Annotated in this window: 6 protein-coding genes; 1 reads left to right on the top strand and 5 read right to left on the bottom strand. The window is 53.1% G+C overall.

Annotated features, from left to right (window positions below; all coding sequences use genetic code 11):
- Both AC1DWB_RS18890 and AC1DWB_RS18885 read right to left on the bottom strand, forming a co-directional pair.
- Positions 1–1,164: GLUG motif-containing protein (locus AC1DWB_RS18890; RefSeq protein WP_477542636.1), on the bottom strand; the 1,164-nt coding region annotated here is incomplete at its 3' end.
- 697 nt (positions 1,165–1,861) lie between these two features.
- Entirely contained in the window at positions 1,862–1,981 is a 120-nt protein-coding gene (locus tag AC1DWB_RS18885; protein WP_477542635.1) for a hypothetical protein, read from the bottom strand.
- A 129-nt stretch (positions 1,982–2,110) separates the two neighbouring features.
- Here AC1DWB_RS18885 and AC1DWB_RS18880 point away from each other — a divergent pair, with 129 nt between their 5' ends.
- Positions 2,111–2,794 (top strand): Crp/Fnr family transcriptional regulator, encoded by a 684-nt coding sequence (locus AC1DWB_RS18880; RefSeq protein ID WP_477542634.1) that lies wholly within the window; start codon positions 2,111–2,113, stop codon positions 2,792–2,794.
- Positions 2,795–2,797: 3 nt separating this feature from the next.
- On the opposite strand, the gene AC1DWB_RS18875 is transcribed toward AC1DWB_RS18880, so the two are convergent.
- From AC1DWB_RS18875 to AC1DWB_RS18865, 3 genes are all read right to left on the bottom strand, one after another.
- The gene (locus tag AC1DWB_RS18875) at positions 2,798–4,624 is read right to left on the bottom strand and encodes a cyclic nucleotide-binding domain-containing protein (RefSeq protein WP_477542633.1); all 1,827 of its coding nucleotides are present in this window, start codon (positions 4,622–4,624) and stop codon (positions 2,798–2,800) included.
- Positions 4,625–4,765: 141 nt separating this feature from the next.
- Complete coding sequence (locus AC1DWB_RS18870) at positions 4,766–5,380, bottom strand: hypothetical protein (RefSeq protein ID WP_477542632.1); 615 nt, start codon at positions 5,378–5,380, stop codon at positions 4,766–4,768.
- Between the two features lie 920 nt (positions 5,381–6,300).
- Positions 6,301–14,739: an S-layer homology domain-containing protein gene (locus tag AC1DWB_RS18865; RefSeq protein WP_477542631.1), complete on the bottom strand. Its 8,439-nt coding sequence runs from the start codon at positions 14,737–14,739 to the stop codon at positions 6,301–6,303.
- Between the last annotated feature and the right edge of the window lie 314 nt (positions 14,740–15,053).

Here is a 15,053-nt window from a genome sequence, read left to right as displayed (position 1 = left end):
TGTTGTTTTTTGCTGCATTTCTATGGTTGTTTTTGGCACGCCTTTACCAGTATTATCAGATTGACCTGTTGTCTCCTTATTGTAGAAACCATTGCTTACATTAGAACCATAACTAATCAATCCACCTTTAAAAAGGTTGCCAGTTACTTTGCCTGTCGCATAATTATTATTAAACATTGTGTTTAGATTGAATCCGATCAAACCACCTACATACCTGTCACCAGTAACATTTCCTAGTGCGAAACTGTTTGAAACAACTTCATCACTACTATATCCAATTAATCCTCCTATCTGATATTCCCCAGTCACGTTGCCTGTAGCATAGTTTTTATCTAATGAAGTATTATTCCCAGAGTAACCGATCAGGCCGCCTATATACCCTTCCCCGGACACATTGCCGACAGCGTAATTATTATTTATTGAATTAGAAGTACCTACTCCGATCAGACCACCTACATACATTATCCCAGTTACATTACCGACAGCGTAGTTATTATCAACTGTCCCTTGATTATTAGCAATCCCAATCAAACCGCCTATAGAATTTCCAGTGCCGCTTACACTGACATTAGCGTTACTATGTATAATCTTACCAATGTAGCTTACACCAACCAATCCTCCGGTACTTGAAGAACCATAAACTACACCAGAAACGGAAACTTTGTTCACAGTACCTTGATTGTAACCGACTAGACTAGCTGTATAGGATCCTCCTGTAACATTTACATTAGTAAGACTTACGTCACTTATCGATGCTGTTGTCTCTGTATATCCAAATAATCCCTGATTTTCTGCAGCAGGTCTATTAATATACAAGTTACTAATCGTCTTTCCATTCCCATTAAAGGTTCCCTTAAAGGAATTGTTGGCGTCTCCTCCGATCGGAGTCCAACCTCCCCCTCCGTCGTTCGGTTTATAGCTGCTTAAATCGATATCATTAGTCAATTTAAAGTAGATACCAGCACCTAAATAATATCGAACAGCGTTCAATTGATCAGCGTTGGAAATTTGATATGGATCAGATTGAGAAGTTCCAGACCCACCAGCAAATAGTGGAGCAGCTGATGCCTTGTAAACTCCGAATATAGACATTTGCTGCGTAGTACTTAACAACATCATCATCGCCAACAGAACTACCGTTACTTTTCTTCCTAATTTCCTCATCTTATTCTCCTTTAATGCTCACTATTTTTTCCATTATATTACACCATTTAATATTATATTGCTTTTACTAGAGTTACGTCTACCCAATGGGTAGGTTTTTACGAATGGATATTCTTTTTTTGAATTTAGAACGTGATCCGCGGTTGCGTTCAGATAAGGATCATTTGAAATACCCGTTCCTCCAGCGAACCCTGATGTCGCATACGCTTTTCCTGCGCTTGAAATCTGATACGCATACTATATCCTCCTTGGAATACTGTTTATATCCTACTAAAAGATACTATATAGAACCCCAATGACGGCAGAATGACAAACTTAGACAAAAAGAGAGCCTCCATGTGAAGGGCTCTCCATTTTCCTGACTAGGTAGAAGACTCTTGAACGCCGGTTGAGACCTTTACTCCGGCAGTATTCTTCCAATTCCCCCCCTTATACTACTGTATAATCGAAACCCGAAGAATTATTGCTACCAGTATGGCATTACATAATAGACGCTTTTGGGAAAAAAAAAGTTGGCTCTTCGCCTTATGCTATGAAACTACAGAGATAGAGCGTTATTCATAGATTTCTAGATTCACATTAGTTTTCAAAGGTTTGCCTTTAGGCAAACTCGGAGCAACTTTAAATGTGAACAAGGGAATCGAGTCGGCGAGATGAGCGGGTTGTGGCTCCACGCAGATTGGGTTCTTTTTCTTTATTAATGGGGCTTAACTTCGATGATTAGCTTATTTACGGTAACATAAGCCATGCATATAAAGTTAGTTGTAGACCTGAATCCTCTAGCTTTTCGTTTGGTCGCTTGAATCAGACTGTACAATCCCTCTATCAATAAAACTATTAAATCAGATCCTCACGATATATTACTCCCACGCACTCCACATGACTTGAGTGTTGTTCACTGTTCTGCTAGGCTAGTATTGACTGTGATACTGGAGGAGTTCTGCAGATGAACACACATTTCTTACGAGATTTCCCATTCTTCGAGCATCTTGATGATGAACATATCRCTGAGATTTCTAAGTTATGTAGTACGCGCGTTTATAAAAAGGGTGAATCCATCTTCTTTGAAGGCGATGAAGGGGATGAACTCTTTTTGGTTATATCAGGGGTTATTCAAATCTATCAAAATAACAACTCTAGGGACGTGATCTTTTCTATTTTTAGAGAAGGCGATTTCTTTGGAGAGATGGCTTTGTTGCAAAATGAAAGAGTTCGGTCTGCTTCTGCAAGAACGATCGAGAAATCCACCTTATGCATATTAAAAAAACGCGATTTCATTCCCTTATTAAAAAGCAAGCCTGAAATCATGATCGGCATATTGGAAACAACCTTGGATCGTCTACGTGATGCCAATAAATTGATAACGGAATTGACCATACTCGATGTACGAACGCGCATTGCCCACATGTTGATACGATTATCTGAACAATATGGTCTGCCATCTTCTGAAGGTATTTTAATCAATGTGAAACTAACGCATCAGCAGATGGCAGATATGACGGGAACTGCGCGGGAGACAGTGACCAAATCATTGCTTGAATTACAACAAGAGCAATTCATTCGTATTGATCAGAAGAAAATACTCGTGTGTAACATTGATGCACTTAGAAATATGTTCGACGCAGTTTGATTATCATCTTCCCACGGCTCGAATACGCAAAGCTTGTCCACATCGTGTGCAATATCTGCTATTCGGTGGAGAATACGTGCCACACCCATTACAAACCAAATCTGCGCGACTCGATGAGCCTCCGACTCGCGTATCTTCTGGATTCAAAGCACGTAATGTGCCAAATTCAAGCTGTCGTCCACGTCGAATAAGCCCCAGTAATAAACCAATACCAATAGCCCCAATAGCTCCCATTGCAAGTAGTCTAAGACTTCCTGATGCGTACGAATAATTCCACAACGTGTGTAGGCCTATGGAGACAGCGAATAAACCGAGAAACATCCCTAATTTTGCCCATTGATTACGTTGCTGAATATGTAGTGTCGTATGTTTTGCTAAACCCATCCAAAGTCCAACCGCAGTAATCGCAGTCCACGTACCGTGTCCAAATGGAGAAAATAACGTACGTACCCACAAGACTACGAGCATTGATAATGAAGAATCAGTTTGTAAATTTGTCCAGCCATACAATATGCTCTCGATCGCTGCAAACCCCATGCCTGCCGCAGCGCCAAACACAATCGCATCCATCAGAAATCGAACCTGATGACTACGCAAAAGAATGAAGAAAACGAGTAGCTTACAGCATTCCTCTACAATCGCTACGATTATCGGGTTATAGAAAGAACCTAGAAAGGGCGGAGCAACAGATGGAACAACCATCCATAATCGTTCCAAAGCAAAAGCAGCCGGAATCGCCACAAGTCCAGTCAATACAAAGATCATCGCTAAGCGATAACCGCGAAACCCGAGGATTTGTTGATTTCGTACATAAGCCACGAACGTAACAGGTCCAAACAAGCCCCCCATAAGCAAAACAGCGATTCGTATCCCAAGATTCGAAACAAAAAAGGCTAGGATTGATAATCCAACAAATCCACAACCTAACCACAGTAAGTATGTAATCCACTTGTCTTTGGCTTGTGGCAGTTGATCTTGCTTTTCTTGTTCTGAATGTTGCAATTCTCCTGGATTATAGGGTACAACAACGGACTTCAATAACGCTGGATTCCGAATACTTAACATAGTCAATAATTGATGCTTCACAGGCGTATAGTAAGCTAATATCGATTGAAAGAACGACTGGTCCAGTATTAATAGTTCACAATCTTCAAGCACTTTTGCTTGATAAAATGCCGGCAAATCGGTCAGCAATTCCGTTTCCCCGAAAAAATCACCTTCCCGAAGGACCGCATGTTTCCCTTTACTGCGTATTTCTACACTTCCACTACTAATCATATACAGGGAGGTTATTGCTTCACCTTTACGCACGATCGTGTGTCCTTGCTTGACCGTTTCTAATTGTGTGATCTCAGCAATCCCTCTTAACTCCGAATCAGGAATCGTCGACCAAATCGTCGCTTTCCTTAATAAGCTATGGATATAGCGTAATCGCACATTAACTAGCATACTTTGATAGAACAATGGACTTTGATCAGCTAATCGTTCAAACAAGCTATAATCAAGCCGAAGTGCTACCACCTGCTCCATAGCTACAACCGAAGCCGAGCGAGGTACTCGTCGAATGAGTCCCATTTCACCAATGACTTCACCCGCTCCCAGCTCTGCTAGTGTTAGAATCTGTCCAACAAGATTCCGACTGGTTACGCTCACACGTCCTTGCACAAGAATATAGCAATCTGAAGAGAGGTCTTTCTCTACAAATAAATACGATTCTGGCTCGAAGGTGTGGACTTCAATTGTACGTGCAACCATTTCGATTTCATGGTCCGGAATCCCTTGTAACAATGGATGTTGCCGTAGCCATTTCTCAACAGCGTATAAGTCCACTCATTCCCTCTCCCTACCCTACTTATACGCCTATTTTACTATGTATCGCTGTTAGAGTGTATATCAACATAAATAGGATTGCAGGACTTGTATACACGATACAAGCCCTGCAATCCTATTCACTAACTCATGCAAACTAGATTAGCGCATATTCCCAATAATTGAACTACGAGATTCCTGCATCTTTTTAACGAAATTAGTCATGACATCAAAAGCTTCGTTACGTTTGTTCGTCATCGACTGTAACCTTAGCATGTCCATTTGTTGACTATTACCAAGCGAGTCTATGGATTGCTTTACCGTATTAATCTGCGCGTCTACTTCGCCCTTCGTCTTCGGTGTCCCCGTTATTCCAGCGGCCGAATACAATTGACTTAAATTGCTTTGTTCTTGGCTAGTGACTGCCGCATTAGCTGCCGCACCCGTACCCAACCTGCCTTGCACTTGAGATAATCCCGCCAGCACAGAATTCAAACGGGCCACCTGTTCATTTCTCGCTTGTACAGCAGCAATTTGCGTTTTCAGTTGTTCATCTAGCAGCTGCGTGCGTTGCGCTTGTACCGCCGCTAGGGCTTCTTCAATCCCCATTCCTTGTAAATCCACTGGCGAAATTCCCGCTACCGTGTTTTGTAAGTCCTTTCCCGTGATCGTTTCCTTCACAGCACTGTACACATCGTCGTTATACAACAGTGCTCCCCCTGCCAATACGCCTACAACAAAAGTGCCTAACGAGGATAAAATAATTTTTTTGTTCATGATGTACTCCTCTTTTTTAATTGTTTATTCGCTCTTCATATCTTATTACATTTTGCTATTTCATTCTGTAACCGTGGTTACAGAATGAAGATGCGTACCTCTAGGCACGCATCTAAAAAAAAGAGAGACTTTACCCGCTCCGTTGCTGTATGCGCCAATACACCTCTACTATTTGTTTTTGCTAACCAACAGTGAGCAGCACTCCACATGTGTCGTATGCGGGAACATGTAGGCTTGGGATTTGATCTGTTGTAATCCGCAGAAACCTTGATTTAACGGGCTATTTGCAATTTGAGATTCCGTTCTTAAATGCTTCATTCCGAACGCTTCTGTTAATGTTTTACATCAATTTTACATCAACATATCTCAAACCACGGAAAGGTTGAGCCCATTATTCATTTCAATGGAGTCATGCTTGTGCATTTTTGCATGGGGTATCAATTATACGGACTCGATATATGTGGGCCAACCTCCGTGTGCAATAAGTCTGATGATCTGCAACAGTTTGAACCAACAGTTAATCAGATAACCAATCATCACTATACGAGATAAAGATCCAGTTCTTCGCAAATATCGTGCGTAATTTTTGCCAAGACTTTCTTGTCCAGATTTTCAATTCCAATATAGTTAGATATAATCATTTGAATCACATCCTCCCGGCTCGAAAAAAGCAGTCCACTATACTTGTTATATAATTCGTCAATTTGCGAGTCCGAGTACACAATTCGTTTTTTAATCAAATCGAGCACATGGTCTTTATGATGATTATATAATTCCTTGATTTTGAAAACCTGCAGATTATTTTAGATGCCCATCATCCGCCGGAGACCCAGTATGAAACGGCAAAGCCGCTCCTCCTCCCCGTCTAGGGAAGAGAAGCGGCTCTGCGCTGGCAACGCCAGTGGTACAATTGAACCGGCTTACCACTTATAAGACTTGCAGCCCTTGGCCTTCAAGGCCAGCTCGGTGGTACTCGGCTTGAAGAGATCGAGGATATTCTTGCCAAGGTTCTCCTCTTTTCCTTTCACCGACGCCTTCTCCAGCGGGCTGAACAGATCTGTCTTGAACGGCCCCATCTCCAATTTACCGATCGGGTCAACGTCCAGGCAACCGCCTTCCCATTGATCCTTCAGCTTGACTCCGAGCGTCAGGGCCAGCGCTCCTTTTGTAATTTTGGCGGTTGCTTCGACCGACAAACCATCCGCGGTCAAGCCCTCGAACGGTGCGATATCCAGGCCGCCCCCTACACCAAAGCCCGCCTCCAGGCAGGAGGAAAAGCCTTCTTTGTTAATGCAGACGCGCCCGCCTCCGCCTATTCCGTCATAAGCGGTTGCCCCGATACACATCGTCCCGCACGGATCGCGGTACTGCACCGGATTATTGTTGACATAGGCATACAGATTCGCCTGACCGCTCTCGAACAGAATCGGATCGCGCGCCGTCCACCTGCCCGACAGTGTATCCAGATCCCGCGCGCCGAACCTCACCAGTCCCGTTCCCCGGTCCTCCAGTCCGCCCGCATATCCGATCGGCAGCGCGAATCCCGGATTCGAATCCGACAGCACGCCTCCGTAGCTGTCATACTTCAGCTGCTTGATTACCTTCCCCTGACCGTCCAGCACCTGCTGCGGCGTCCCTACGCCGTCCGTGATCACATAATAACGGACGTTGTTTCGCTCCAGCCCGATCAGCAGGCCGTCATGATCGTACAGGTAATTCGTCAGCTCCCCGTTTTCGTTCACCGTGCTCGTCACCAACTGCAGCGATGTCGGGTCTCCGTACAAATACTGGATAAAACGCCCGGCTCCGTCCTCGCGGTACGTTTGTCTTCCCAGCGCGTCGTACGCATACTTGTAAGTGGCTCCGGACACGGTAGCCGTCAGCAGCTCCCCTCGCACTCCATACTTGAACGTATCTGCGCCGCGCTGACGAAGATAGCCGTCTTCATCGAAGCTGTACGCCGTTCCGCCCACAGCCGTCAGTACATCATGTGGTCCGTAGCTGCTCGTCATCCGCTCCGACCCCGTTACCTCCCGGGCAATCCGGTTTTTGTTCGCATCGTATTCATACGCTTCCACCGTCACGCCTCCCGGACCGCTGCGCTGCGCATTCGTCAGCTGCCCGTCAAGATCGAAGGTATAAACGGTCGTCTCCGTTCCTTCCGGCGTCGTCACCGTCAAGCTCGCGACGCTGCCGCTCAGGTCGTATTCAGGCCGGGTGCGGTATACTTCCCGCCCGCCCAGCGTATAGACCCGCTCCTTCTGACGGCCCAGCTCGTCGTATGTCTGAGTCACCTGCAGCTTGCCGTCCTTTATCCCCGCTACGCTTCCGTTCGGGCCGCTGCGGTCGAACGTGAACGGTCCGTACTTGACTAGCCGGTTGGCGGCATCCCTGCCCAGATCGGTCGTCACGTGAGCGGTCTGCGACACGCCATAGACCATTCTTGTGACAGAAGTCTGGATTCTTGTCAGATTGGCCAATACGTCGTACGAATAATCATAACCACCTTTGGCCTTACCCGTGATCGTCTGCTTGCTCACCTGATCGCCGACATACAAGTACTCGTTGATTTGCGGCAGCGATCCGGGGGTCAGACCGACGCTTTCCAGCTTCTTCGCCCGGTCCGTATTATCGGCATATTCGAACGTGCGGCGGGTATCCGCATCGTTCATGCCGATGATCCGCTTGCCGCCTGCCGCATCGTAGACATAGTCGATCTGACGGCCGCTGCGCAGCGTCGACCGCTCCAATATGCCTCCGGCTCCATGCTCCAGACTGATCCAGTCGGGCACTTCTGCGGACGCAAATCCCGCAAACTGGCCCAGCTCATTGTAGCTTTGCCGGTAAGAATTTCCGTCCGGCATAGTCAGACCGGTCAGTTGCCCCAGCTCGTCATACGAACTGCCGTATACTTTGCCGCCTGGCGTTGTGGAGGAGATCAACCGGTCGGCTTCGTCATAAGCGAACGACCTTGCCCGGCCGGCTGCATCCGTCAAAGCCGTGAGCCGGTTCCGCTCGTCATACGTGTACTTGGCCAGCTGTTCCCCGCGCGTTGCTTGGGAGAGCCGTCCCTTCCCGTCGTACGTATATACAATTGGAGCAAGCTGCTGTCCCGGCCATTCCACCTGTACAACCCGGCCGTCTTCGTTGTAAGAGAAAACCTGCTTCAACCCGTCAGGCCCCGTCTCGGTCAATCGCCGTGTCGCCGCTTCGTACTTCACCTCGGTTACGGACGTCCCCGTTTTGTTAGTATGAGTCAACGATTTCAAGCTGCCGTCCTCATGCATCTCCACAGCGCGCGTTTCGTTGAAGGTTGCCTTCTTTCCGTCAGGCTGCGTCAGCGTCGCCTCCTTCATGACCGGCACATCCATATCCCAGCGCGGATCGCCCGTCATCGTCTTCGTCATGACACTTCCGTCCGGAAGCTCGATCCGCTCGCTGCCCGGCCGCACCGTGGCCACCAGACGCACGCCGTCCGGGTCGGTGGTCGTGCGCTGCACACCGCCTTCGATTCGTTTCGTCTCATACACGGTCGAGCGGCCCGCCGCATCGGTGAAGGTGACTGTCGTCCCATCGGCCGTATCCGTGCGGCTCAGCGTCTGCACGCCTCCGGCCCCGTTCTCGGCACGGATCAGCAATCCGTCTTCGTCGTAAGCGTAGCGGCTGGTCTGCTCCAACGGATTGACGAAGGTTTGCAGCAATCCTCCGGCATCGTACGTCATCCGGTACGTTTCACCGGCCGGACTTGTGACCGCAACCAGACGGCCCTGCTCATCCGTCGTCAGCCCCGTCCGCTGGCCGCCGGCTCCGACAATCGCCACCGGCTTGCCGGCGTCATCCCGCTCGATCAACATGTCGTTGGCGCTCCGGTCGGTAATCCGTACCAGACGGCCTTCCTCGTCATAATCCAGCTTGGTCAATACAGCCTCTGTCAAGGCGTCCGTCGTTTGAGCATGCGATCTGTCCCCAGCATTGAACCAATAGACAACCTGGCCGCCTTCGTCGGGAGTCGCAATCAGGCTCTGAGATTCGCTCACTAGAAAATAGCGGACCTGATATTGATTGTTCATGGTTACAACAATATGTCCGCCGTCAGCGGTAACGGCCGTCAGGTCAAACTTCTGCGTCGCTTGTTCCAAGACCCACGACGGACTCTCCAGCTTCTCCAGAAGTCCTTCTTGTGCAACACGGTAAACATTCCCGCCTCCGGTTCTGAAATAGACCCGGTCCCGCGCGTCCAGGAAAAACCTGCTAAATGTGCTTGACATCGTATTGGAAACGAAGAAAAACTCGGCTTCCGTCGCTTTCATACCGTGAGCGGCCGGCTTGCTCCCAGGCTCATCGAGCAGCACGCCCGCCACCCGTGACAAGGTGCCGTCGGGGCTTAGCTTGCGCACCCGTGTGAAGGTGCGGTTGTCGTACCACAGCGTACCCCCAGTCGTATCGGACATATACAGAGAGCCGTCGCTTCCCATCCGGATCTGCTCCACCGCGCCGACTCCTGCCTTGTCGCCGGGACCGCTATCCTTGCCTTTGGCCATATGATCCCCAAGCGTTTGGAGGATGCCGTCCGGACCGATTTTGTACAGGGTGCTCCGATACGGAACCAGATTGCGGTCGCCCGGACGAGACGGGTAAGACGTGAAGTAGACAGAGCCGTCCGTACTTGCAGCCAGCTCGCTGATGCCTGCCAGCGCTACGTTCTTGGCCTCCGCTCCATCCGGCAGCGGGGTTGTAGGGCCTCCTCTGCCCGTGCCTGCAATAACCTCCCAGTTGGTCTGCCCCTTCGTTTTGCGAAGCAGCTGGTATTTGCCGGAATCGTAGCTATAGATCGTCCCTTGTGCGTCAACCGCGATGACGCTCCCGTTGGATACCGGAACATCCGCCACCTTGAATACTCTTCCTCTCGGATCGAGTCCTGCAATCACTCTGCTCTGCTTGGTGAAGTTGACCGCGGAATAATAGATCCACCCGTCCATGCCGGTTGTCATCGTACCGTAGTCGATGGTATACCCTTCGAGCGAGAAGCCGCCCCCGCCCGTCTTGCCGGTGAAGTCCACTTCGCCCCGCAGTGACATTGTTTTGGTCTGCGTCGTGCCGTCTCCCAGCAGCAGTCTCCTCGTGCCGTCATCGTAGATATGATGCGGATCAAGGCTCCAACCTGCAACACCGGCGGCTGCGTATGGGTTGCGCGGGCTCTCCAGAGCTCCGTTCCATACTTGGCCCACACTGATCTCAGAGGTGTCCCTCATCGCCGAGAGTACGGAGGATGGGGCAGCCGAAATACGGCCGAAGCTGCGCTCGAATTCGCCGGCTGACGGATAGTACTGGGCCTTATACACATAATCGACGCGGACTGTGTACGAATGGGAGCCTGTCAGCTCGCGGCCGTAAGCGTCCTTGCCGTCCCACTCGAACGTATACGTCTTGTTCGGAGCTGGGGCAAAGCTCGCCCGGTGCAGCTTGCCTCCGATCTGGATGCTCACGTTCATCCTCCGCAGCGAAGCTGGCAGCGGCCTGCCGTCGCTCACTGGAATCTCCAGCGTCGACTTCGCCTTGTAGCCTTCCTCCCGCTCGCTCATGTAATTCAGCATATACGGCGTTCCTGCGATCGGGATCTGCTGCCCCAGCGTCTGGTTCTGGCAGCCGATGATCGAGCCCTTCTTCTTGCACGGATCGTCTTCCTTCTTCCGTCTCTCCCATGGCTCCCGATCCGGCGGCGACTCGGCGTCTCCCGGAGGTCCGAACGGCCAGTTGTGGTCATACGGCGTGAAGTGCGTGATCGGCACCCGCCACAGCGTCTTCCCCAGTTCATACAGCTCCGCCAGCTTCCGCTGCTCCTCCTCCGTAACGCCCAGCTTCGCCAGCTGCTCCGCGCTGTCCGCCGCTCCGTCTCCGTCCGCATCGATCCCGGCCAGGCCGTTCGTCTCCGAGACGATCCCGACCACCTTGCCGTTCGGCGACGCGATCCATCGCCCTTTCTCCCGGTCATAGTACGCATTCGGCACCGTTTCCCCGACCGGGAAGCCGATGAAGTTATCCAGGTAATGGTACACCTCCCGGTCGAAGATTACCTCCGTCGCTCCCGCCTGCACCGCTTCGTCCGCCGACAGCTCCACCGCATACGTATACGCCACATACTGCGGCAGCTCGCCCGGCATCGCCTTCGGTCCCTCCGGCCCTGCCGTATACTCCGTCGAGCGGAAGCTGATGCTCGGCAGCGGCTGCTCCGTCCCGTCCGGCAGCTTCATCGTCGCCGTCGTCCCCGCCGGGAACAACACCGTCGACTGGCGGCTTCCGTCCTCATCCGTTACCGGCGTACCCTGCGCTGCCTGGATTTCCGTGCTGTTCTCCAGCTGCACCTGCGTCACCTTGCTGTCGTACGCCGTCAGCACCACATCCTCCAGATGCTCGTAATCCCCCGGCGTCGCCTGCTTTTTCCGCTGCACGGTCATATACCCGTCCTTCTCATATTGCAGCGTCCAAATCCCGTCTCCGTTCACCGACAGGTCGAACATCCCGTCCGCCCGGCTCAGCGTCTGACCCCACTCCGGATGATCCAGCACCGTGATACGCGCGCCGCCTATCGGCGCCTGGGCAGAGTCCAGCACGCGCCCTCTCAGCACGCCTGCACGCTCCGCTTCGATCGCGCCCGGCTGCACGCCCGTCTGGATCGGATTCGCTCCCGTGTACAGGAAGTCCGTCATCGCCTGGAAGCTCGCTTGGCCCGAGGCCGGCAGCTCCGTCGCTACGCTGCCCGGATCGGGCGGCAGATTGCCTCCGCCACCGCCGGTCGGCGTCGCTTGCACCGCGCCGGACTTCGCCGACTCGTTGCCGCTCTCGTCATAGGCCGCTACGGCCAGCTCATAGGCTATGCCGCCCGTCAAACCGGTCGCCGTGTAAGAGGCGAATTTTCCGGCCTCCTGCGCCGCTCCCCACGAGCTTACCCCTGCCACCCGGACATAGACCCGGTAGCCGGCCAGATCGGCCTCTGCGTTCGCCGTCCAGTTCAGTGCGACCCGGCCGTCTCCCGCGACGGAAGCCAGCCCGGCGGGCACGGCCGGCGGCGTCGTGTCCGGCTGCTCTTCGCTCAGCGGCGTCGCACTGACGGTCGCCGACTTCGCGGAGATATTGCCGCTCGTGTCGTACGCCGCAATGGCAAACTCATACGTCCGGTCATGCCAGACGTCGAGTACCGTATACGTCGTCTCACGGCCAACGTCAACGCCTCCGCTCCAGGTCGGACTTCCCTCCACGCGGCTGTAGATCCGATAACTGTCCAGATCCTCTTCCGTGTTCGCCGTCCAGCTCAGCTGAATTTTCCGAACGCCCGGCTCTGCCTTCAGGCCGCTTGGCACGGCCGGTGTCTCCCGGTCAGGAGTCTGGCCGTTCCGCGGCGTCTCACGCCTCATCTCGGATTTGGCCGACTCGTTGCCGCTCGCATCGTAGGCGCTCACGGCAAATTCATACGTGGTTCCGTTCGTCAGTCCGGTAATCGTATACCCGCTCTCGCGTCCGGGCTTGTCGGATTCGCTCCAGGCCGCTCCTTCAGACACGCGCCAGTAGATCCGGTAGCCGGCCTGATCGTCCTCTGTGCTCGGATCCCAGGTCAGGATTACCTTCCCGTCCCCGGACTCTGTTCTCAGTCCGCCCGGTACCGCGGGCGGCATCACATCCGGCGGCGGACCGCCCGCTTTCGGCGTCGCCCGAACGATCTCCGACTTCGCGGACTCATTGCCGCTCTTGTCGTAGGCCGCTACCGCGAATTCGTAGGCCCGGCCGTTCGTCAGCTCGCTCGCCGTATGCGATACGGACAAGCCCGCATCGGCTTGGATGCTCCACTCCTGAGCGCCTTCCTCGCGCCCATAGATCCGGTAGCCGGCCAAGTCGCTCTCGGCGTTCGCCGTCCAGACCAGCGCGATCAGCCCGTCTCCGGGCTCCGCTCTCAGTCCGCCCGGCACAGCCGGCGGCGTCCGGTCCGGCGTATGCGAGCCGCCGCCCTCCGAGCCGACTCCGCCTCCGCCTCCGCCGCCGGAGCTTGGCGCCCCTCCGTCCAGGCGAAGCACGCCCAGATCCAGCTTGGCTCCGGCCTTGGGGGCCGTGTATGTCCCCGGCGCGTCCGTACGGACGCATTTGCAGCTCTCCGACTTCGCCGCCTCGCTGTCCAGCAAAGCCAGCGCCTTCTTCGCCTGCTCCGTCTGCAGCAGCTCCGGCTCAGCCTTCCCTGCCTTCGCAGCCGCCGCACGGATGCTTTCATCCGCGATATACGACAGCCGGTATGTACGCTCCGGCTCGACATACGCGGTGAAAGAACCATCGGCTTTCGTTATCGAATAATAAGTCGGATTCGTCGTAAACGCCAGAACTACTCCGCCCGCCGACTTGCCGTCGTCTCCCGTCAGCTTGCCCTCCAGCACGGCTGCCTTGCTTGCAATCATGTCATAGGTCGTCGTACCGGGGGTCCAATCCACGCTCCGGAAGCCGGCGACGCCGTCGCCTGTCGCATAGATATCGTACGCCCCGCTTTTCCACTCTCCGGACAAGGTATAGCTGCCTCGAGCATCCGTCCGCCCCGCAGCGAGCTGGGCCCGCTTACCCTTCGCGTGAACACGAACGAGCGTATTGGCCAGCGACTGCCCATCCGCCGACTTGACCGCAACTGTCAGCGAAGCCGCCTTCTCCGGACCTTTCAGCAGCTTCCATGTGCGATGGAGCGCCACCGCCGCTTCCGCGCGGGTCAGACTCTTCTCGCCGCGGAACGCTCCATCCTCATAGCCTTGAAGAATGCCAGCCTCATGAAGAGCCGAGATAGACGGAGCCGCCCAGACCGGAATCCGGCCACTGTCGGTGAATTCAGCCTCTCGGTCAGCCTTCCGGCCGGTCAGCCGTCCCAGCATGACAGCCGTTTCCTGGCGGTTCAAGAGAGCCTGCGGCCGGAATGCTCCAGCCGCATCCCCTTCCACCAGCCCCAGCTGAGCCGCCTTTTTCACTTCCTCCGCATACCATTCATCCTTGACATCCGTGAAGACCGCTTCCCGCGTTTGACCGTTTCCGACCTGCGGCAGCTTGGCCGCCAGCCGGTTCAGCATCGCAGTGAACTCCGCCCGGGTTACAGCCCGGTCCGGCTGGAAGGTTCCGTCTTCATAGCCGCTCAGGACGCCCTCGTCCGCCAGCTCCGTAACTTCGCCCAAAGCCCATGAGGGCAATCTGTCGTTCCATCCCGCAGCACCGCTGCCTTCGCTTTCCCTGTTCCCCGGCCAAGCCGCAGGGTCCGCAGCACCCGCCGAAGCTAGCGGCTGCACGGCAAGCACCGCTGCCAGCAGCAGCGGCATATTCCATTTGATCAGCTTTCTGTACATATTTTGTGCCTCCTCATCCCAACTTCTTGACATATTATAGCGGCCGCCCCGACCCGCGCGTAAGCATCTATCGGACTAGACGTGTCACTGAAATTGTCACCCGATGTTGTCACCTCCTATGACAACTTGTCATATCCGCCTGCAGCGCGCTGACATGCTCCTGAAAAACAAACAAGCCGCCGCTCCTCCCATCGTGGGAAAAGCAGCGGCTTGACGGTCATCTTATGACAGATCGAAGCATTCTTACCATTTGTAGGCTTTACAGCCCTTGACCTTTAGGGCCAGCTCGGCGGTGGCCTGCTTGAACAGCTTGG

Source organism: Paenibacillus sp. P4_E11 (assembly GCF_056401635.1).
Note: the sequence above shows the minus strand (reverse complement) of the source record. Positions and strands in the feature narration are given on the sequence as shown.

Excerpts from the sequence above, each read along its gene's own strand:
- AC1DWB_RS18870 (WP_477542632.1), bottom strand. The coding sequence starts at position 5,380 with ATGAACAAAAAAATTATTTTATCCTCGTTAGGCACTTTTGTTGTAGGC.
- AC1DWB_RS18865 (WP_477542631.1), bottom strand. The coding sequence starts at position 14,739 with ATGTACAGAAAGCTGATCAAATGGAATATGCCGCTGCTGCTGGCAGCG.